Annotated in this window: 19 protein-coding genes; 16 read left to right on the forward strand and 3 right to left on the reverse strand. The window is 73.0% G+C overall.

Annotated elements, in window-relative coordinates:
* Positions 1-9 precede the first annotated feature (9 nt).
* The 3 genes from ACFW5B_RS02625 to ACFW5B_RS02635 all read left to right on the forward strand — a co-directional run bounded on the left by ACFW5B_RS02625 (position 10) and on the right by ACFW5B_RS02635 (position 3,559).
* The gene (locus ACFW5B_RS02625; RefSeq protein ID WP_386432089.1) at positions 10-1,386 is read left to right on the forward strand and encodes an aldehyde dehydrogenase family protein; all 1,377 of its coding nucleotides are present in this window, start codon (positions 10-12) and stop codon (positions 1,384-1,386) included.
* Complete coding sequence (locus tag ACFW5B_RS02630; RefSeq protein WP_386432092.1) at positions 1,387-2,172, forward strand: 3-oxoacyl-ACP reductase; 786 nt, start codon at positions 1,387-1,389, stop codon at positions 2,170-2,172.
* 112 nt (positions 2,173-2,284) lie between these two features.
* The gene (locus ACFW5B_RS02635) at positions 2,285-3,559 is read left to right on the forward strand and encodes an HAD family hydrolase (protein WP_386432095.1); all 1,275 of its coding nucleotides are present in this window, start codon (positions 2,285-2,287) and stop codon (positions 3,557-3,559) included.
* Positions 3,560-3,587: 28 nt separating this feature from the next.
* On the opposite strand, the gene ACFW5B_RS02640 is transcribed toward ACFW5B_RS02635, so the two are convergent.
* The gene (locus ACFW5B_RS02640; protein WP_386432098.1) at positions 3,588-4,847 is read right to left on the reverse strand and encodes an amino acid deaminase/aldolase; all 1,260 of its coding nucleotides are present in this window, start codon (positions 4,845-4,847) and stop codon (positions 3,588-3,590) included.
* 203 nt (positions 4,848-5,050) lie between these two features.
* Here ACFW5B_RS02640 and ACFW5B_RS02645 point away from each other — a divergent pair, with 203 nt between their 5' ends.
* From ACFW5B_RS02645 to ACFW5B_RS02660, 4 genes are all read left to right on the forward strand, one after another.
* Positions 5,051-6,364 (forward strand): hypothetical protein, encoded by a 1,314-nt coding sequence (locus ACFW5B_RS02645; protein WP_386432101.1) that lies wholly within the window; start codon positions 5,051-5,053, stop codon positions 6,362-6,364.
* Complete coding sequence (gene mycP, locus ACFW5B_RS02650; protein ID WP_386432104.1) at positions 6,361-7,530, forward strand: type VII secretion-associated serine protease mycosin; 1,170 nt, start codon at positions 6,361-6,363, stop codon at positions 7,528-7,530. The genes ACFW5B_RS02645 and mycP overlap by 4 nt, the downstream gene beginning before the upstream one ends.
* A 75-nt stretch (positions 7,531-7,605) precedes the next feature.
* Positions 7,606-8,337, forward strand: coding sequence for an SseB family protein (locus ACFW5B_RS02655; protein ID WP_386432107.1), 732 nt, complete (start codon positions 7,606-7,608; stop codon positions 8,335-8,337).
* A 116-nt stretch (positions 8,338-8,453) separates the two neighbouring features.
* The gene (locus ACFW5B_RS02660) at positions 8,454-9,224 is read left to right on the forward strand and encodes an MIP family channel protein (RefSeq protein ID WP_386432110.1); all 771 of its coding nucleotides are present in this window, start codon (positions 8,454-8,456) and stop codon (positions 9,222-9,224) included.
* Between the two features lie 87 nt (positions 9,225-9,311).
* Here the strand turns inward: ACFW5B_RS02660 and ACFW5B_RS02665 are convergent, their stop codons facing one another.
* Complete coding sequence (locus ACFW5B_RS02665; protein ID WP_386432113.1) at positions 9,312-9,701, reverse strand: DUF1844 domain-containing protein; 390 nt, start codon at positions 9,699-9,701, stop codon at positions 9,312-9,314.
* Positions 9,702-10,020: 319 nt separating this feature from the next.
* Between ACFW5B_RS02665 and infC the strand changes: the two genes are divergently transcribed.
* The 9 genes from infC (at position 10,021) to ACFW5B_RS02710 (ending at position 19,780) form a co-directional block, all read left to right on the forward strand.
* The gene (gene infC, locus ACFW5B_RS02670; protein WP_386432116.1) at positions 10,021-10,722 is read left to right on the forward strand and encodes a translation initiation factor IF-3; all 702 of its coding nucleotides are present in this window, start codon (positions 10,021-10,023) and stop codon (positions 10,720-10,722) included.
* A 124-nt stretch (positions 10,723-10,846) separates the two neighbouring features.
* A complete protein-coding gene (gene rpmI / locus ACFW5B_RS02675) occupies positions 10,847-11,041 on the forward strand; it encodes a 50S ribosomal protein L35 (protein WP_016576627.1) in 195 nt (64 codons plus the stop codon).
* Positions 11,042-11,145: 104 nt separating this feature from the next.
* Entirely contained in the window at positions 11,146-11,529 is a 384-nt protein-coding gene (gene rplT / locus ACFW5B_RS02680) for a 50S ribosomal protein L20 (protein ID WP_018087732.1), read from the forward strand.
* Between the two features lie 132 nt (positions 11,530-11,661).
* Complete coding sequence (locus ACFW5B_RS02685) at positions 11,662-12,516, forward strand: TrmH family RNA methyltransferase (protein ID WP_386432121.1); 855 nt, start codon at positions 11,662-11,664, stop codon at positions 12,514-12,516.
* Between the two features lie 83 nt (positions 12,517-12,599).
* Positions 12,600-13,748 carry an ATP-binding protein gene (locus ACFW5B_RS02690; RefSeq protein WP_386432124.1) on the forward strand — a complete coding sequence of 383 codons (1,149 nt, stop codon included), beginning with the start codon at positions 12,600-12,602 and terminating at the stop codon, positions 13,746-13,748.
* Positions 13,749-13,939: 191 nt separating this feature from the next.
* Positions 13,940-15,064 (forward strand): phenylalanine--tRNA ligase subunit alpha, encoded by a 1,125-nt coding sequence (gene pheS / locus ACFW5B_RS02695; protein WP_386432127.1) that lies wholly within the window; start codon positions 13,940-13,942, stop codon positions 15,062-15,064.
* Positions 15,064-17,589 carry a phenylalanine--tRNA ligase subunit beta gene (gene pheT, locus ACFW5B_RS02700; RefSeq protein WP_386432130.1) on the forward strand — a complete coding sequence of 842 codons (2,526 nt, stop codon included), beginning with the start codon at positions 15,064-15,066 and terminating at the stop codon, positions 17,587-17,589. The genes pheS and pheT overlap by 1 nt, the downstream gene beginning before the upstream one ends.
* A gap of 254 nt (positions 17,590-17,843) precedes the next feature.
* On the forward strand, positions 17,844-19,181 hold the full coding sequence (locus tag ACFW5B_RS02705; protein ID WP_386432133.1) for a transcriptional regulator: 1,338 nt from the start codon (positions 17,844-17,846) through the stop codon (positions 19,179-19,181).
* Positions 19,182-19,249: 68 nt separating this feature from the next.
* The gene (locus tag ACFW5B_RS02710; protein WP_386432136.1) at positions 19,250-19,780 is read left to right on the forward strand and encodes an NUDIX domain-containing protein; all 531 of its coding nucleotides are present in this window, start codon (positions 19,250-19,252) and stop codon (positions 19,778-19,780) included.
* 30 nt (positions 19,781-19,810) lie between these two features.
* Here ACFW5B_RS02710 and ACFW5B_RS02715 read toward each other — a convergent pair whose 3' ends face one another.
* A complete protein-coding gene (locus ACFW5B_RS02715) occupies positions 19,811-20,068 on the reverse strand; it encodes a hypothetical protein (RefSeq protein WP_386432138.1) in 258 nt (85 codons plus the stop codon).
* Positions 20,069-20,353: the final 285 nt, after the last annotated feature.

The raw sequence follows: 20,353 nt of genomic DNA on the forward strand, positions 1-20,353 counted from the left end.
AACCACGCTGTGTCCCATGGATCGCACGAGCTGAAGATCCTCAACCCGGCCACCGAGGAAGTGGTGGCCACCGTTCCCACCACCTCTCCCGAGCAGGTCGACGCCGCGGTCCGGCGGGCAGCCGCCGCCCAGGAGGCCTGGGCCGCCGTGGCCCCCGGCGACCGGGCCCGGCTGCTGCGCCGGTTCGCCGAGGTCGTCGACGCGCAGATCGAGCCGCTCGCCGAGCTCGAACTCAAGGAGGCCGGGCACCCGCTGGGCAACGCCCGCTGGGAGGCCGGCAACGTCCGCGATCTGCTGCACTACGCCGCCGGGGGAGTGGAGCGCCTGACCGGCACCCAGATCCCGGTCGCCGGCGGCCTGAACATCACCGTTCAGGAGCCGCTCGGCGTGGTCGCGGTGATCGCCCCCTGGAACTTCCCGATGCCGATCGCCGCCTGGGGCACCGCCCCCGCGCTCGCGGCCGGCAACGCGGTGCTCCTCAAGCCCGCCGAGACCACCCCGCTCACCGCGCTGCGGCTCGCCGAACTCGCCCTGGAGGCCGGGCTCCCCGAGGGCCTCTTCCAGGTCCTGCCCGGCGAGGGCCCGGTCACCGGCACCGCGCTGGTCGACCACCCCGGCCTCGCCAAGGTCGTCTTCACCGGGTCCACCGCCACCGGCCGGCAGATCGCCGCCCGCTGCGCCGCGCAGACCAAGCGGCTCACCCTCGAACTCGGCGGCAAGAGCCCCAACATCGTCTTCGCGGACGCCGATGTCGAGGCCGCCGCGGCCGCCGCGCCCGGCTCCTTCCTCGACAACACCGGCCAGGACTGCTGCGCCCGCAGCCGCATCCTCGTCCAACGCCCCGTGTACGACCGGTTCATGGAGCTGCTGGAGCCCGCGGTCAAGGCGTTCACGGTCGGCGACCCGGCCGATCCCGCGACGCAGATGGGCCCGCTGATCTCCGCCGCCCAGCGGGAGCGGGTACGGTCCTACGTCCCCGAGGACGCCCCGGCCGCCATCCGCGGCGAGGCCCCCGGCGGCAAGGGCTTCTGGTACCCGGCCACTGTCCTGGAGGGGCGGCCCGACGACCGTACCGCCGTCGAGGAGATCTTCGGCCCGGTCGCCGTCGTCATCCCCTTCGACGACGAGGCCGACGCGATCCGGATCGCCAACGACACCGACTACGGGCTGTCCGGCTCGCTCTGGACCCGTGACGTCGGCCGGGCGCTGCGGGTCTCGCGCGCCGTCGCGGCCGGCAACCTCTCCGTCAACTCCCACAGCAGCGTGCGCTACTGGACCCCCTTCGGCGGGTTCAAGCAGTCCGGCCTCGGCCGTGAGCTGGGCCCGGACGCGCTGTCCGCGTTCACCGAGACCAAGAACATCTTCATCAGCACCGAGGAGCGCTAAGTGACCGACCAGACCGCAGTGTGCCGCCGCCTCGTCGGCCGTACCGCCGTGATCACCGGAGCCGGCAGCGGCATCGGCCTGGCCACCGCCCGCCGGCTGTCCTCCGAAGGCGCCAACGTCGTCTGCGCCGACATCGACGAGGTGGCCGGCAAGGCCGCCGCCGAAGAGGTCGGCGGGACCTACGTCCAGGTCGATGTGACCGACTCCGAGCAGGTCGAGGCGCTCTACAAGACCGCCTTCGACACCTACGGATCGGTCGACATCGCCTTCAACAACGCCGGGATCTCCCCGCCCGACGACGACTCCATCCTCACCACCGGCCTGGACGCCTGGAAGCGTGTGCAGGAGGTCAACCTCACCTCGGTGTACCTCTGCTGCAAGCACGCGCTGCCCTACATGCAGCGGCAGGGCAAGGGCTCCATCATCAACACCGCGTCCTTCGTGGCCGTGATGGGCGCCGCCACCTCCCAGATCAGCTACACCGCCTCCAAGGGCGGCGTGCTGTCGATGTCCCGCGAACTGGGCGTGCAGTTCGCCCGCGAGGGCATCCGGGTCAACGCGCTCTGCCCGGGGCCGGTCAACACCCCGCTGCTGAAGGAGCTGTTCGCCAAGGACCCCGAGCGCGCCGCGCGCCGCCTGGTGCACGTCCCGGTCGGCCGGTTCGCCGAGCCCGAGGAGATCGCCTCCGCGGTCGCCTTCCTCGCCAGCGACGACTCCTCGTTCGTCAACGCCGCCGAATTCCTGGTCGACGGCGGTATCGCGGGCGCGTACGTGACTCCCCTGTAACCGCGCGCTGTTCACCTGCGCGCCATCGTCACGGCGGCCGGACGTCAATCGACGCCCGGCCGCCGTACGCTAGCGTCCGCCTTCGGTTCTTCGTTCGACAGGAGTGCGTTCCATGCTCACCAAGCGTCGCTGGATGGCAGCGGGTGCTGCCCTCGCAGTCTTGGGCGGTGGCGGCGTCGCCGTCGCCCAAACAGCCACGGCGGGCCCGGCCCCGCGCCACTGCCCCACCCTCCATGTGACCAAGGGCTGGTACGGCGACAACCGTGCCAAGCTCCAGAAGATGATCGACGAGCGGGGCAGCTGCTCCGGCTCCGGGGGCGCGCGGCCGGTCGCGACCTTCGACTGGGACAACACCGTCGTCAAGAACGACATCTCCGACGCCACGCTGGCCTGGATGCTGCGCAACGACAAGGTGCTGCGCCCCGCGGACTGGCAGGCCACCAACAAGTGGATGACCAAGGCCGCCGCCGACGCGCTCACCAAGGCCTGCGGCACCTCCGTACCCGCGGGCCGTGCGCTGCCGACGTCGACCGACACCGGCTGCACCGACGAGATCCTCGGCATCTACCTGGACGCCAAGACCTCCACCGGCAAGAAGGCGTTCGAGGGCGAATGGAATGCCCGCCGCACGGTCCCCGAATACGTCTGGATCACCCAGCTGTTCGCCGGCCACAGCCCCGCCCGGCTGACCGCGTACGCCCGCGCCGCCCGCGCCCAGAACCTCGCCGCGCCGATCGGCAGGGAGCAGAAGGTCGGCACGCACACGATGGAGGGCTACGTCCGCTACTACGACCAGCAGCGCGACCTCATCGCCACCCTCAAGAAGGCCGGCTTCGACGTCTACATCGTCTCCGCCTCGGCCGAGCCGCTGGTCCGCGCCTGGGCGCCCGGTGTGGGCATCGACCGTGACCACGTCATCGGCATCCGCAACCTCGTCCGCGACGGCAAGCTCACCACCGGCGTCCAGGGCTGCGGCGACGTCAAGGACACCAACGGCGAGGTCCTGACCTACATCGACGGCAAGCGCTGCTGGATCAACCAGGAGATCTTCCACGTCAAGGGCGCCAAGGCCTGGCAGCAGCAGGACCCGGCGCACCGCCCCGCCTTCGCGGCCGGTGACGCCGACACCGACGTCACCTTCGTCGGCGACGCCACCGCCGGGCACCTGGCCATCAACCGCAACAAGACCGAGCTGATGTGCCGGGCGTACGACAACGCCGACCACCGCTGGCTGGTCAACCCGATGTTCATCGAGCCGAAGAAGCGCCAGGCCGACCCGTACCCGTGCGCGACCGCCGGCTACACCGAGCCGGACGGCTCGCTCGGCCCGGTCCGCCGCGCCGACGGCAGCATCGTGCCCGACCAGCAGGACCGCATCCACGGCTGACGGGGAACACAGGGGGAGGGGCACACCGTCACAGGAAGGTGTGCCCCTCCCCCCGGTACGTCGGCACCGTGTCCACCACCCGGTCCCCGTCGATCAGATGCAGGGCGGAGAACCGCTCACACAGCTCACCGGCCTTCGCGTGCCGGAACCACACCTTGTCGCCGAGCCGCAGTCCGTCCGCGGCCGGCCCCAGCAGCGGGGTCTGCACCTCGCCGGGGCCCTCCTGCGGGTCGTAGCGCAGCCCGGCCGGCAGATACGGCACCGGCAGCCGGTCCGGCCCCGCCACCCCGGACGCCGGATAGCCGCCGCCCAGCACCGTCACCACCCCGGGGCCCGGCCGCCGCACCACCGGCTGGGCGAACAGCGCCGCCGGACGCCCGCTGAACGACCGGAAGTTGTCGAACAGCCGCGGCACGTACAGCCCCGACCCGGCCGCGACCTCGGTGACCGCCGCCTCCGCCGCGGTGTGCTGCACACTGCCGGTCCCGCCGCCGTTGACGAACTCCAGCCGCGGCGCGATGTCCCGCACCGCCCGTACGGCCGCCCAGCGCCGCCGCGCCAGCTCCCTGCGCGCCGCCGCCTGCATCACCCGGACCGTCCGCGAGAACACCGGCTTGCCGGCGACCTCGTCGCCGACCCCCGCCACATGCCCCTCGTAGGCCATCAGCCCCACCAGCCGGAACCCCGGGCGGCGCACCACCGTCCGGGCCAGCGCGGCCAGTTGGCCGGGCGCCCGCAGCGGGGAACGGCGGGCACCGACCCGCACCCTCCCGCCCAACAGCCGGTAGGAGGTGTCCAGTTCCAGGCACACCCGGATCTCCTCGCCCGAACCGCCGGCCGGCCGGGCCGCGTCGATCAGATCCAGCTGCACCGGATCGTCGATCATCACCGTCACCGCGGCCGCCGATTCCGGATCGGCGGCCAGCTCGGCGAAGCCCGCCCGGTCCGCCGACGGATACGCCAGCAGGACGTCCGGGAAGCCCGAGCGGGCCAGCCACAGCGACTCGGCGAGCGTGAAGCTCATGATCCCCGCGAAGCCGTCCCGGGCCAGCACCCGTTCCAGCAGCGCCCGGCAGCGCACCGACTTGCTCGCCACCCGGATCGGCTTGCCCCTCGCGCGGCGCACCAGGTCGGCGGCGTTGGCGTCGAAGGCCGCCAGGTCGACGACGGCCAGCGGCGCGTCGAACTCGGCGGTGGCCCGGTCGAAGCGGGTCTCCCCTGTGCGGACCGGGTGGAGAGCTTGCGCGGGGGCTGTGTCGCCCTCTGTATCGGATGTGTACTGGGGCATGGCCGCAGCCTGCCAGACCCCACTACCACTGGGTAGGGGAGAGATTGCGACAGAGCGGACAGGGGTTGGAGCACCGGCTGTGCCAGCCCTTAGAGTGGCCCGACACCGCAACCAGCAGGTCAGCGGAGTGTTGTCCGGATACGAACCACCGTGCCCCGATTGCGGATCGGAGCCGGTGGTCAGCGGTGCAAGGGGGAGCGCGGGTGAGCACCGACGCCGAATTCGCCGATGCCCGGCACATTCCACCGATACCCCCGCAGCCGCCCCACCGGCCGGGCCCGGCCGGGGCGCCGGAGCCGGACGGGGACCCGCGGACGACCGTGCTGCGCCGGGTCCCGGCCGAGCCGTCGGTACCGGCACCCGGCCCGCCCCCCGCCGCGCACCCCGTCCCGCCGCGCCCCACCGTCCCGCCGCCCGCCGCGCCCCGCGTCCCGCCGCCCGCCGCCGGTACGCAGCCGCCGCCCCGCGTGCCCGGCGCCCCGGCCCCCGCCGCACCGGCCGCCCCCGCCCCGCCGCCCGCCGGCCCGCCCGTCAGCTTCCGCGACACCGCCGCCTTCCACCTGGCCAACAGTCAGAGCCTGTGGGCCGAGGGCCGCGGCCCCGGCGGCGGTCCGGCCGCCCCGCCGGCCCCCCGCACCCCGGCCGCCGGTCCCGCTGCCGAACCGCCCTGGCCCGCAACCGCCCCTCCACGCAACGGAGTTGGGGCCGCCCCCGGGGCCCCGGCGATGCCCCGGCGCCCGTCCGCCCGCCGCCCCGGCCCCCGGCTGCTCGGCGCCGCGGCCTGCCTCGTCCTAGGTATCGGCCTGCTCGGCGGCGCCGCGGCCGGGAGCTGGCTCACCGACGAGGCCGGCGCCGCCCCGGCCTCCGCCGCGGCCGCCTTCACCAAGGGCCGCGACGTCTGGCACAACACCCCCGTTGACCGGCTCTTCCCACGCACCGTCAACGGCCTGGGCGCCGGGCCCGGCGGCGCCGACCGGACCTGGACCCGGATCGCCGTCGCCCCGGACAGCGGCTGCCGCGACGCCTACGACCCCGAGCTCGCCGCCGCGCTCGCCCGCGCCGGCTGCACCCGTCTGCTGCGCGCCACCTACACCGACGCCACCCGCACCGGCGTCATCACGGTCGGCGCGCAGACCACCAAGGCCGACCAGCCGGGGATGATGGCCCTCAACACCCGCTTCAGCACGAAGAGTCTGGGCAGCCGCACCGATCTCTTGCCGGTGCCGTACGCCGCCAAGGGCACCCCGGCCGAGGACTTCGGCCGGGCCCAGCGGGCCAGCTGGACCGTCCGCATCCTCACCGACATCCCGGTCGTGGTCTACGCCGTCTCCGGCTTCGCCGACGGCCGCACCGGCACCGAGCCGCAGCCCGCCGAGGCCGCCGTCCGGACCGGCGCCACCACCGCCCCGGCCGAATCCGGCCTGGGCCACGACGCGAAGGGCCTCGCGGACCGCGTCGAGGCGGACTTCCGCAAGGCGGCCGGCCGCCCCCCGCAGACGACGGAGGCCTCGTCATGACGCACCCCGTGCTGCGCGGCACCGCCCTTGCCCTGGCCTCCGCGGCCCTCGCCGTCCTGCCTGCCGTCCCCGCACGGGCCGACACCCTCCGGGACCAGGAGTGGGCCCTCGACGCCGTCCACGCCCCGCAGGCCTGGCGCACCACCAAGGGCAAGGGCGTCACCGTCGCGGTCCTGGACACCGGTGTGGACGCCAACCACGCCGATCTGGAAGGACAGGTGGACCCCGAGCGCGACCTGGTCGGTTTCGGGGCCGGCCCCGGGGACTCCTCCTGGGCCCGGCACGGCACCGGAATGGCCAGCATCATCGCAGGCCGCGGCCATGGCGCGGGCGGCGGCGACGGTGTGCTGGGGCTCGCCCCGGAGGCCCGGATCCTGCCGGTCCGGGTGATCCTGGAGGACGACGACCCGCAGCGCGGCCGCGCCCGTACGGAGAAGGCGGGCGCGCTCGCCGACGGCATCCGCTGGGCCGCCGACCACGGCGCCGACGTGATCAATATGTCGCTGGGCGACGACAGCGAGTCCGCGCACCCCGAGCCCCGCGAGGACGCCGCGATCCAGTACGCCCTCGCCAAGGGCATCCCCGTCGTCGCCTCCGCGGGCAACGGCGGCGAGAAGGGCAACCACGTCTCCTACCCCGCCGCCTACCCGGGCGTCATCACGGCCACCGCCGTCACCCACCTGGGGGGCCGCGCCCGCTTCTCCACCCGCCACTGGTACGCCACGGTCAGCGCGCCGGGCTTCGACATCGTCATGGCCGACCCCGAGCGGGACTACGTCCGGGGCTGGGGCACCAGCCCCGCCGCCGCCTTCGTCTCCGGCGCCGTCGCCCTGATCCGCTCCGCCCACCCGGACCTGAGCCCGGCCCAGATCCGCCGGGTGCTCACCTCCAGCGCACAGGACCGCCCCGAGGGCGGCCGCGACGACGACTACGGCTCGGGCCTGATCGACCTCGCCGCCGCGCTCGACGCGGCCGCCGACCTCCGGCCCACGCCGCAGAAGCCGTCCCCCGCCGCCTACACCGACCGCTATTTCGGCCCCGGCCCCTCGGCGGACGCCACCGAGGACACCGGCACCTCGTGGCTCCCCTGGACCGCCGGCGCCGCGGGCCTGGTCCTCCTCGCGACCGCCGCCGTCCTCTGGCGCAACCGCTTCCTCGACCACTGACCCGCGCCCCGGCACCCGTCGCGGGCTCCGCCCCGCGCCCGGTGGCGCCGCGGACCCACCCGATACGCTCGGGCGGTGCAGAAGAACATTCCCGACCCCGGTTTCGCCGACGACGACGGCTCCGCCGACCCGGCCCTGGCCGCGGCCCTGGCGGCCTACGACCGGGACCGCGGCGCCGAGCCCGAGCTGCTGACGGCGCTGGCCGGCGCCCGCGTCCTGGTGCCCGTGGTGGCCGTCCTCGGCGAGGTCGAGACCGGACCCGACGGCCTGCGCCGGGAGAAGACCAGCGACATGGCCGTCCCCACCCTCCAGGCCCCGGACGGCCGCCGCGCCCTCCCCGCCTTCACCTCCACGGAGACCCTCCGGCGCTGGCGGGCCGACGCCCGCCCGGTCGCGGTCCCGCTGCCGCAGGCGCTGCTCGCCGCCTCCCACGAGCAGGCCGACACCGTCGTCGTCGACCTGGCCGGCCCGGTCACCTACCAGCTCACCGGCCCCGCGCTGCGCGCCCTCGCCGAGGGCCGCACCAGCGCCGACCCGCTCGCCGACCCGGCCGTCACCGACGCCCTGCGCACCCTGCTCGACGCCGAACCCGCGGTGCTCGTCGCCCGCCTCACGCCGTCCGAGGAGACCGACGCCACCCTCGCCCTCGGCCTCGCCCCCGACGCCCCGGCCGCCGAGGTCGCCCAGCGCCTGGCCCGTGCCCTGGCCGCCGACGAGGTCCTCCGGGCCCGGCTCGTCCGGGGCCTGGACCTCGCCCTGCTGCCGCCGGGCGGCACGGGGGCCGACGAGCCGTTCTACCGGCGCTGACACCCCACGCCGGGGGCCCGGTGCCCCCGGCCGGACCCGCTGTCGTCGACGGGCGGGTTCGTCTCCAGGGCCGCACAATGCGAGGAGAGCTCAAGATCCACGCGAGGAGAGCCCCCATGGAGAAATCGGAGATCTCGTCGGTACTGACCCGCACGGTCGTATCCGAGTTCCTCGGCACCCTGCTCCTGGTGTTCTTCGCCGTCGGCTCGGCAGTGCTGGCGGGCGAATACATCGGCACCTTCGGCATCGCCCTGGCCTTCGGCTTCACCATGGTGGCGCTGGCCTACGCCCTCGGCCCGGTCTCGGGCTGCCACTTCAACCCAGCGGTGACCCTGGGCATGCTGCTGTCCCGCCGGATCACCCTGCGCACGGCCGCCGAGTACTGGATCGCCCAGGTGGTCGGCGCCATCGCCGGCGCGGCCCTGCTCTTCCTGGTCGCCAAGCAGATCCCGGGCCTCCAGACCCATGCCTCCTTCGGCACGAACGGCTGGGGCGACCGCTCGGCGGTCCACCTCAACCTCGGCGGTGCCTTCGTCGCCGAGATACTGATGACCTTCCTGCTGGTCTACGTGTGGCTGTCGGTCACCCACAAGGTGGCCGTGATCGGCTTCAACGGCATGGCGATCGGACTGGCCCTGGCCGCCGTCCACCTCATCGGCGTCCCGCTGGACGGCACCGGCGTGAACCCGGCGCGCTCCATCGGCCCGGCGCTGTTCGCGGGCGGCGCGGCCATCACCCAGCTGTGGCTGTTCATCGTCGCGCCCCTGATCGGCGCCGCCATCGCCTCGGTGGTCCACCAGCTCACCCATCCACCGCACGAGCCGGTGCTCGTCGCCGACGAGTCGATGCCCCCCGAGTCCGCGGCCACCACCGACGACGGGCTCTGAGCCCGCCCGCGCCGCGCACACGACGGGCCCCGGCCGTGTTCCCGGCCGGGGCCCGTCACCTCTGCGTGCGGCGGTCCGCCGCCCGGCTCAGCCGTGGACCGGACCGGTGTACTTCTCCCCGGGGCCCTGGCCCGGCTCGTCCGGCACGACCGAGGCCTCGCGGAACGCCAGCTGGAGCGACTTCAGCCCGTCCCGCAGCGGCGCGGCGTGGTACGAGCCGATCTCGGTGGCGCTGGCGGTGACCAGCCCGGCCAGCGCCTGGATGAGCTTGCGCGCCTCGTCGAGGTCCTTGTGCGTCTCGCCGTCCTCGGCGAGCCCGAGGTTGACCGCCGCCGAACTCATCAGGTGCACCGCGACCGTGGTGATCACCTCGACCGCAGGCACCTCCGCGATGTCACGGGTCATGGCGTCGAAATCGGGGCCGGCCGGGCTCGCCGCGTGCGCGGCGCCGGGCTGCTGCGGGGTCTGGTCACTCATGTCTTCGGACTTCTTCCTGCTGAGGGGTCGGCTCCAGCCTATGGGCAGTGCCGCCGGACCCCGCGTCGGGGAGTGTCATCCCCGTCACGGCGCACGTCCGCGCCGGCACAGAAGTGGGTGCCACCCCTTGACTCGTGTATTCTGGTGTTCCGACCGGCCGGACACGCATGTGACCGGCCCACAAGTGGAGGCTCCGATCTCCCACCCGACCGACCTCACGGTTGGCGGGTCAACGGTCCGGCTGCGCCCCGCGGAGACTTCGCGGCGGTGCTCCAGATCCACGTGGAGCCCCGCCTGTGTCCCGTCCGGGGCGTTTTTCATGTACCGGCGCGGTAGGTCACACCGAAAAAGACGTTACGCGGCAGTCCGCCAGGCCGTCGCGTGGTGCTACCGAGGAGGATCCATCAGCGCCGAGCCCCGCATCAACGACCGGATTCGCGTCCCCGAGGTGCGACTCGTCGGTCCCAGTGGCGAGCAGGTCGGCATCGTGCCGCTTGCCAAGGCCCTGGAGCTTGCGCAGGAGTACGACCTCGACCTGGTCGAGGTGGCGGCGAACGCCCGTCCGCCGGTCTGCAAGCTCATGGACTACGGAAAGTTCAAGTACGAGTCGGCCATGAAGGCCCGTGAGGCGCGCAAGAACCAGGCGCACACGGTCATCAAGGAGATGAAGCTCCGGCCGAAGATCGACCCGCACGACTATGACACCAAGAAGGGTCACGTCGTCCGGTTCCTCAAGCAGGGTGACAAGGTCAAGATCACGATCATGTTCCGTGGTCGCGAGCAGTCCCGCCCCGAGCTGGGCTTCCGACTGCTGCAGCGCCTCGCGGAGGACGTCCAGGAGCTCGGCTTCATCGAGTCGAACCCGAAGCAGGACGGCCGCAACATGATCATGGTCCTCGGTCCGCACAAGAAGAAGACCGAGGCGATGGCCGAGGCCCGTGAGGCGCAGGCCGCCCGCAAGGCGGAGCGCCAGGGTGGAGCCTCTGCGGAGGAGCCCACGGGGGAGCACGCCCAGGCGTGATCCCCGAGGCGTGAGCCCCGGTTCGCGCCGGGGCGCCCCGCCCCGGACATCAATCGATACACATGACGCTCCCGCATGCCGGTACCAGCCGGCGGGGGCGCCACTGACGAGGAGAGAACGGCGCATGCCGAAGAACAAGACGCACAGCGGTGCCAGCAAGCGCTTCAAGGTCACCGGCTCCGGCAAGGTGCTGCGTGAGCGCGCCGGCAAGCGCCACCTGCTCGAGCACAAGTCGTCCCGCGTGACGCGTCGCCTCACCGGCAACGCCGAGATGGCCCCGGGCGACGCCGCGAAGATCAAGAAGCTTCTCGGCAAGTGAGCCGACGCGCCCCGAGGAAACGGAGGGGCGCGCGACTCGGACCGGGACCCAATCGATTCGGGCCGTGTGACGACAACCACGGCCCCGCTACAAGGAGTTAACAAGTGGCACGCGTCAAGCGGGCAGTCAACGCCCACAAGAAGCGCCGGGCGATCCTCGAGCAGGCCAGCGGCTACCGTGGCCAGCGCTCCCGCCTGTACCGCAAGGCGAAGGAGCAGGTCACCCACTCCCTCGTCTACAACTACAACGACCGCAAGAAGCGCAAGGGCGACTTCCGTCAGCTGTGGATCCAGCGCATCAACGCCGCTGCCCGCGCCAACGGCATGACCTACAACCGCTTCATCCAGGGTCTGAAGGCCGCCAACATCGAGGTGGACCGCAAGATCCTGGCCGACCTCGCGGTCAACGACGCCAACGCGTTCGCCGCGCTCGTCGAGGCCTCGCAGAAGGCGCTTCCGAGCGACGTCAACGCCCCGAAGGCTGCCTGAACCCCAGCCTGACGACGTTGTGACGGACCCGCAGGCCCCGGCCTGCGGGTCCGCCGCTTTTCCGGTCCCGGCCGGGTGCGCACGCGCGGACCGGGAGCCCCACGTACGAACAACAGAAGCGAGCCGCCGCCCATGGGCACCCCCGAGCTGATCTCCCCGCGTTCCCCGCGCGTCACCGCCGCCCGGCGGCTGGCCCGCCGCGCCTTCCGCGGCAAGGAACGCCGGTTCATCGCCGAGGGCCCGCAGGCCGTGCGGGAGGCCATCGCGCACCGCACCGGCGGGACGCCGACGCTCATCGAGCTGTTCGCCACGGTCGAGGCCGCCGAGCGGCACGCCGACATCGTCGAGGCGGCCCGTGCGGCCGGGGTGCGGGTGCACCACGCCGACGACCGGACCGTCGCCGACATCTCCCAGACGGTCACCCCGCAGGGGCTGCTCGGCGTCTGCGGCTTCCTCGACTCGCCCTTCGAGGAAATCCTCGCCGCCCGCCCGCAGTTGGTCGCCGTGCTCGCCAACGTCCGGGACCCCGGCAACGCCGGTACGGTGCTGCGCTGCGCGGACGCCGCGGGCGCCGACGCGGTCGTGCTGACCGACGCCTCTGTGGACCTCTACAACCCCAAGTCCGTACGGGCCTCGGTCGGTTCGCTCTTCCACCTCCCGGTCGCGGTGGGCGTCCCGGTCGAGCGGGTGGTGAGCGGACTGCGGGGTGCCGGCGTACGCATCCTCGCCGCCGACGGTGCGGGCGACCGCGACCTCGACGCCGAGCTGGACACCGGCTCCATGAGCGGCCCCACCGCCTGGGTCTTCGGCAACGAGGCCTGGGGGCTGCCGGAGGAGACCAGGGCGCTGGCCGACGCCGTGGTGCGGGTCCCGATCCACGGCAAGGCCGAGAGCCTCAACCTCGCGACGGCCGCCGCGGTCTGCCTCTACGCCTCCGCCCGCGCCCAGCGCAGCCCCGGCGGCTGCCGCGCGGTGTCACCCGCCTGAGGGGTGTCCCCCGGATCTTCGGGGCACTTGGGGCACGAGCTAGTAGGCTTGCGTGCTCGGGGGCCCGGAAGGGGGGTACGGGGATGACTGCGCGGACTTCCGGCACCACGGTCACCGCTGACGGCCGTCGGTCCGAGGGGCCGTCGCCCGCTCCGGCCGGGGGGCCGGATGCCCTGGGGGACGGTCTCGGAGTGGACCCGGACGATCTGCCCGACGGTCTGGTCGTCGCCGATGAGAACGGCCGGGTGATCTGCTTCAACGCCGCCGCCGCCAGGATCACCGACATCGTCCCCGAGGACGCGGTCGGCCGCCCCCTCGAACACGCCCTGCCGCTCCAGGACATCGAGGGCCGCCGCTGGTGGCGGCTCACCGACCCCTATGGCGGGCTCGCCATCCGCCGCGGCCAGCCCGAGCGCAATCTGCTGCTCGGTGGCCGGGAGGTGCTGGTCTCCGCCCGCTATGTCCGCAGCCGGCCGACCGGGCCCGTCCAGCGGCTGGTGATCGCGCTGCGCGGCACCGAGGCCCGGCGGCGTACGGAACTCAGCCACGCCGAGCTGATCGCCACCGTCGCCCATGAGCTGCGCTCGCCGCTGACCTCCGTCAAGGGCTTCACCGCCACCCTCCTGCAGAAGTGGGAGCGCTTCACCGATGACCAGAAGCGGCTGATGCTGGAGACGGTGGACGCCGACGCCAACCGCGTCACCCGGCTGATCGCCGAGCTGCTGGACATCTCCCGGATCGACTCGGGGCGGCTGGAGGTGCGCCGGCAGCGGGTCGACATGAGCGCCGCGGTCCGCCGGCACGTCCAGGCGCAGACCACCGCGGGGCAGCGGCCGGACCGCTTCCTGATCCGGATGCTGGAACCACTGCCCGATCTGTGGGCGGACCCGGACAAGGTCGACCAGGTCCTGGGCAACCTGCTGGAAAATGCGGTGCGCCACGGCGAGGGAACCGTCACCATCGAGGTCGGTCCGGTAACGGACGAGACCAGCACGGAGGGGACGAGCGTCACCGTGAGCGACGAGGGCCCCGGCATCCCGGAGGAATCGATGAGCCGCGTCTTCACCCGCTTCTGGCGGGGCAGCAAACGCGGCGGCACCGGCCTGGGCCTCTACATCGTCAAGGGCATCGTCGAGGCCCACGGCGGGACGATCACGGTCGGCCGGGCGCCGGCCGGCGGCGCGCAGTTCCGATTTAGCCTGCCCGTCGCAGCTCCGGCCTTCATGGCATAAGAGAGACCGCGGCGGGCGCCCCGCGGGGGCGCGGACCGGCCGCGCGGCCCGCCCCCCTTAGACTTGACCTTTGGCACCTTTGGCGCACAGGCATCGCGGGCGCAGCGCGGGCTCGGCATCCGACCTTTGTGATCGAGGGGCCGAGGCGAAGCGAGCCAAGCCAAGCCAGTCCACCGGAAGCACGGGAAGAGATGTCCGCACCCAATAAGTCGTACGACCCTGTCGAGGTCGAAGCCCTGAAACCGGAAGAGATCGCCGCCCGGCTGGACGAGGCGCTGGCCGCCATCGCCGCCGCGGGCGACCTCGACGCGCTCGCCCAGGCGAAGATCGCGCACACCGGTGGCACCTCGCCGCTCGCCCTCGCCAACCGCGAGATCGGCGCCCTGCCCCCGCAGGCCAAGGCGGAGGCCGGCAAGCGCGTCGGCCAGGCCCGTGGCCGGGTGAACCAGGCGCTCAAGGCCCGCCAGGAGGAGCTGGAGGCGGAGCGCGACGCCCGCGTGCTGGTCGAGGAGGCCGTGGATGTCACGCTGCCCTACGACCGCACCCCGGCCGGCGCCCGGCACCCGCTGACCACCTTCATGGAACGGGTCGCGGACGTCTTCGTGGCCATGGGCTACGAGGTCGCCGAGGGCCCCGAGGTCGAGGCGGAGTGGTTCAACTTCGACGCCCTGAACTTCGTGCCCGACCACCCGGCGCGCCAGATGCAGGACACGTTCTTCGTGCGGGCCAACGGCGCCGAGGGCGATGAGTCCGGCGTCGTGCTGCGCACCCACACCTCGCCGGTCCAGGCCCGGACGCTCGTCGACCGCGAGCCGCCGGTGTACGTCGTCTGTCCGGGGCGGGTCTACCGCACCGACGAGCTGGACGCCACGCACTCCCCGGTCTTCCACCAGATCGAGCTGCTCGCCGTCGACGAGGGCCTGACCATGGCCGACCTCAAGGGCACCCTGGACCACATGGTCCGGGCGCTCTTCGGCCCGGACATGAAGACCCGGCTGCGACCGAACTACTTCCCGTTCACCGAGCCGTCCGCCGAGATGGACATGGTCTGCTACGTCTGCCGTGGCGAGTCCGTGGGCAACCCCGACCGCCCCTGCCGTACGTGCTCCAGCGAGGGCTGGATCGAGCTGGGCGGCTGCGGAATGGTCAACCCCAAGGTGCTCATCGCCTGTGGCGTCGACCCCGAGAAGTACAGCGGCTTCGCCTTCGGGTTCGGCATCGACCGGATGCTGATGTTCCGGCACAACGTGGAAGACATGCGTGACATGTTCGAAGGCGACGTCCGGTTCACCCGGCCGTTCGGGATGGAGATCTGATGCGGGTCCCGCTTTCTTGGCTGCGGGAGTACGTCGAGCTGCCGGCGACGGAGACCGGCCGGGACGTACAGGCCAAGCTCATTGCCGTCGGCCTGGAGGTCGAGACCGTCGAGCGCCTCGGCGAGGGCCTCAAGGGCCCGCTGGTGGTCGGCCAGGTGCTGACCATCGAGGAACTGGAGGGCTTCAAGAAGCCGATCCGCTTCTGCACGGTCGATGTCGGCGACGCCAACGGCACGGGTGAGCCCCAGGAAATCGTCTGCGGCGCGCGGAACTTCAGCATCGGCGACAAGGTCGTGGTGGTCCTCCCCGGTGCCGTGCTGCCCGGTGACTTCAAGATCGCCGCCCGGAAGACGTACGGCAAGAAGTCGCACGGCATGATCTGCTCCGGCGACGAACTGGGCATGGGCGACGACGGCAGCGGCGGCATCATCGTGCTGCCGCCGGAGACCGCGGTGGGCACCGACGCCATCGCGTTGCTGGAGCTCGTCGACGAGGTGCTGGACATCGCCGTCACCCCTGACCGCGGCTACTGCCTGTCGATGCGCGGTGTGGCCCGCGAGACCGCCACCGCCTACGGCCTGCCGCTGCGCGACCCGGCGCTGCTGGACGTGCCGCCGCCGAACGCCGCCGGCTACCCGGTCCAGGTCTCCGACCCGCTCGGCTGCGACCGCTTCACCGCCCGTACGGTCACCGGTCTGAACCCCGAGGCGCGCACCCCGATGTGGCTGCAGCGCCGGCTGCAGAAGGCCGGGATGCGCCCGGTCTCGCTGGCCGTCGACATCACCAACTACGTGATGCTGGAGCTCGGCCAGCCGCTGCACGCCTACGACCGGGCCAGCGTCGACGGCACGATCGGCGTCCGCCGGGCGACCGCGGGCGAGCAGCTGACCACCCTGGACGGCACCAAGCGGGTGCTGGACGCCGCGGACCTGGTCATCACCGACAACCGCGGTCCCATCGGCCTCGCCGGTGTCATGGGCGGCGCCAACACCGAGATCGCGGCCCCGGCCGCCGACCCCGGGACCGGCGAGCCGCGCGGCACCACCGACGTCGTGATCGAGTCCGCGCACTTCGACGCGCTCTCCATCGCCCGTACGGCCCGCCGGCACAAGCTGTCCTCGGAGGCCGCCAAGCGCTTCGAGCGCGGGGTGGACCCGGAGGCCGCATCCGCCGCGGCGCAGCGCACCGTCGACCTGCTGGTGCTGCTCGCGGGCGGCACCGCCGAGGACGGCGTCACCGAGGTCGTCACGCCCAGCGGACCGCGCACGATCACCATCTCCGCCGACCACCCGGACAAGGTCGCCGGTGTCGTCTACGGCCGGGAGACCGTCGTCCGCCGCCTCCAGCAGGTCGGCTGCGACGTCTACGGCCAGGACGAGCTGGTCGTGACCGTGCCGTCCTGGCGGCCGGACCTCAGCGACCCGAACGACCTGGCCGAAGAGGTCATCCGGCTGGAGGGCTACGAGAACCTGCCCTCCACCCTGCCGCTGCCGCCGGCCGGCCGTGGGCTGACCGAGCGTCAGCGGCTGCACCGCCGGGTCGGCCGGGCGCTGGCCGGCGCGGGCTATGTCGAGGCGCTGAACTACCCGTTCACCGGCTCGCACGTGCTCGACCAGCTCGGCATCGAGGCCGACGACCCGCGCCGCGCCGCGGTCACCCTCGTCAACCCGCTCTCCGACGAGGAGCCCGACCTCCGCACGACGCTGATCCCGGGGCTGCTGAACGCACTGCGCCGCAACTTCGGACGGGGCACCCACGATCTGGCGCTCTTCGAGACCGGACCGGTCTTCCGGGCGTCCGGCGACGAGAAGCCGGCCAGCCGGCTGGTCGTCGACCGCCGGCCGACCGACGACGAGATCGCCTCGCTGGACGCCTCGCTCCCGCAGCAGCCGCGGCGCGCCGCCGTGGTCCTCGCCGGCGGCCGTGAGCAGGACGGCTGGTGGGGCGGCGCCCGCCCCGCGACCTGGGCGGACGCCATCGAGGCGGGCCGTACCGTCGCCCGCGAGGCGGGTGTGGAGCTGATCGTCCGCCAGGACCAGCACGCGCCGTTCCACCCGGGCCGCTGTGCGGCGCTGCTCGCCCTCGCCGACGGCGAGGAGATCCTCGTCGGCAACGCCGGTGAGCTGCACCCGCGGGTCATCAAGACGCTGGCCCTGCCGGAGCGCACCTGCGCGATGGAGATCGACCTGGACCGCCTGGAGCAGGCCGGCACCGGACCGCTGCGCGCCCCGAAGATCTCGGCCTTCCCGGTCGCGACCCAGGACGTCGCGCTCGTGGTCGACGCCGGTGTCCCGGCGGCCGAGGTCGAGGGTGCGCTGCGCGACGGCGCGGGTGAACTCCTGGAGTCGCTGCGGCTGTTCGACGTCTTCACCGGTGAGCAGATCGGCGCGGGCAAGAAGTCGCTGGCGTACGCGCTGCGCTTCCGGGCCGCCGACCGGACGCTGACCGCCGAGGAGGCCTCGGCGGCCCGTGACGCGGCGGTCCAGGCGGCCGTGGCGCGGACGGGTGCGGTGCTGCGCGGCTGAGTGTGCGTGGCCCGCGACGCCTTGAGGGCGTGCGGGAAGGAGTGCGGGCGCGGACGGTGCACACCGTCCGCGCCCGCACCGTTTTCCGGGGGCGGGTTCCGTGCGGGAGCAGGGCCTTCGTGCAGTGGATGCCGCGCGCCTCTTCACACCCCGTGTGCGGGGGCGTTCACTACGCTCAACTGACGGAGTGGTCCCTGTCGATGAGGCCAGGAGCCGGCGGTCCGCGGACCGGCCCGGCTCACCGGGAGGCCGGTATGGAGCCCAACACCCTTCTGGACGCGATGCTCGACGAGTCCGGGATCTCGCACGCGGGACTCGCCGCGCGGATCAACCAGCTCGGCCGGCGCCGCGGTCTGGCGCTGCGGTACGAACACACCGCGGTGGCCCGGTGGCTGAAGGGGCAGCGGCCGCGAGGCCAGGTGCCCGATCTGATCTGCGAGATCCTGGGCGAACGGCTGCACCGGCCGGTCGGGCTCGCGGACATCGGGTTCAGCGGCCCGGGGGCACGGCGGGCGGATGACACCCCGCTCTCCGGCTTCGTCGAGCGGGCCACCGCGCTGTGGCGGTCCGACGAGCAGCAGCGGCCGCACATCCTCGACGCACCGGCGCTCACCGGCACCTCGGCGGTCATCCCCGTATGGGAGTGGGAGAACCCGCCGGAGGACTCCGATGTCTCGCGCGACGGGCTGACCCGGGTCGGGATGGCCGACATCGAGATGCTGCGCAGCGCACGGACGCACTACGAGACGATGTACCGGAAGGCGGGTGGTATCGCTACCAGAGCACGCATCGTGGGATTCCTCAACGCCGAGGCGGCGCCGCTGCTGCGGGGCAGCTACAGCGATGCGACGGGGCGTCAGCTCCACCGGGCGACCGGCGGGCTGGTCGCGGTCGCCGGCATCTGTGCGTACGACTCGGACGCTCTCGGGCTGGCCCAGCGCTACTTCCATCAGGCGCTGCGGCTGGCCAAGGCCAGCGGGGACCGCGGCCTCGGCGCGTACGTCATCGCGCTGCTGGTCAACCAGTCCCTCTTCGTACGGGAATACCGCCAGGCGGTCGCCTTCGCGGAGGCGGCGCTGCGGGCCGCGGGCCCGCAGATCACCCCGGCGCTCTCCGCGGACCTGCACGCGATGCAGGCCAAGGCCTACGCCCGGCTCGGGGACGGTGCCGGCGCGCTGTCCTGCATCCGTCGCGCGGAGGCGGCCGCGGAGCGCATCCGGCCCGGTCAGGAACCGGCCGAGACGGGCTATGTCCAGCCCGGCCTGGTGAACGTACAGGTCGCGGAGGCGCTGCTCAGCCTGGGGGACTTACGGGCCGCCCGGGAGCAGGCGGACGCCGCCGTCGGCACCCCCGCACACGACCGTGGCCGGGTCCACCGGCTGGCCATGCTCACCCATATCGAGCTGCGTCAAGGCGATGCGGACCGGGCCGTGGCCAATGCCGCGCAGATGACGGAGCAGGCTCGGGGTATGGAGTCGCAACGGCTGCGGGACCGGCTGCGGGCGGTGCGCGAACATCTGGCGGAGACCGGGAGCTCCGCGACGGACGAGGCTGCCGATCTCATCGACGAGGTGCTGCGCGTGCCGCTGTAGGGCGTGAGAACTGCCCCTGACCGGGCCCGTGTCACCTTGCCGGCCCTACAGCGGAAGGTGGCAGTTACGTGCGTTGGAACAATCTCGGCGAAAAGCCCGTCTATGTGAATCCGTGGTTCCGGGTCAATCTGGCCGATGTGGAACTGCCCGACGGCCGGCATCTGGATCACTATCTGATCCGGATGCGGCCCGTCGCGGTGGCCACCGTGGTCAATGAGGCCAACGAGGTACTGCTGTTGTGGCGGCACCGCTTCATCACCGACACCTGGGGCTGGGAGCTGGCCGCCGGAGTCGTCGAGGACGGCGAGGACCCCGCGGCAGCGGCCGCCCGGGAGATGGAGGAGGAGACCGGGTGGCGCCCCGGGCCCCTCCACCATCTGCTCACGGTGGAGCCGTCCAACGGCCTCACCGACGCGCGGCACCACATCTACTGGTCCGAGGAGGGCGTGTACACCGGCCCGCCCCAGGACGGTTTCGAGTCCGAGCGGCGGGAGTGGGTGCCGCTGAAGCTGGTGCCCGACATGGTGGCGCGGGGGGAGGTGCCGGCCGCCAACATGGCCGCCGCGTTGCTGATGCTGCATCACCTCCGGCTGGGCTGACCGGGACCGGCCGGTGACCGTGGCCGGCGGTCATCGGCCCAGGGCCTGCCACAGCGCCACCGCCAGCGCCGCGAGCCCCGTGAGCGCGGCGAGCGACGGCAGGGGCCAGCGGGTGCTCTCCAGCCGTATGACGCGGGCCTGTACGTCGTCCGCGTCACGCTCGTACTGCTCGGAGCGCTGGGCGAGCAGCGCGAGCTGTCCGTCGACCCGGGCGGTGCGGACGTCCAGCAGACGCCTCAGCTCGGCTAAGTCGGCGGCTACCAGATCGGGTTCGGGGTGGGCGGTCACGTTCCGCTCCTCATTCCTTCGGTCCGTTGCTTCGGTGTCCTGACGGGCCTCAGTCAACTGTGCTGGGGCGACGGGCGGGAGCGTGTGCGGCGGGGAGATCCGGGTCTGTGCTTCACACCCCGTGTGACATGACGCGGAGTGACGGCGCGGCGGCCCCTTCGCACGGGGTGTGAACCATGCACCCCGGCTCACCCCCTTCACACACTCCCGCCCGCGTCCGCACGGGAGTTGACTCGGAGGTGCCACGGGGGCCGATGCCGGCGGACGGGCGCCCGCCGGCCCGGA

The organism is Streptomyces sp. NPDC058773 (genome assembly GCF_042746015.1).
Taxonomy (GTDB): domain Bacteria; phylum Actinomycetota; class Actinomycetes; order Streptomycetales; family Streptomycetaceae; genus Streptomyces.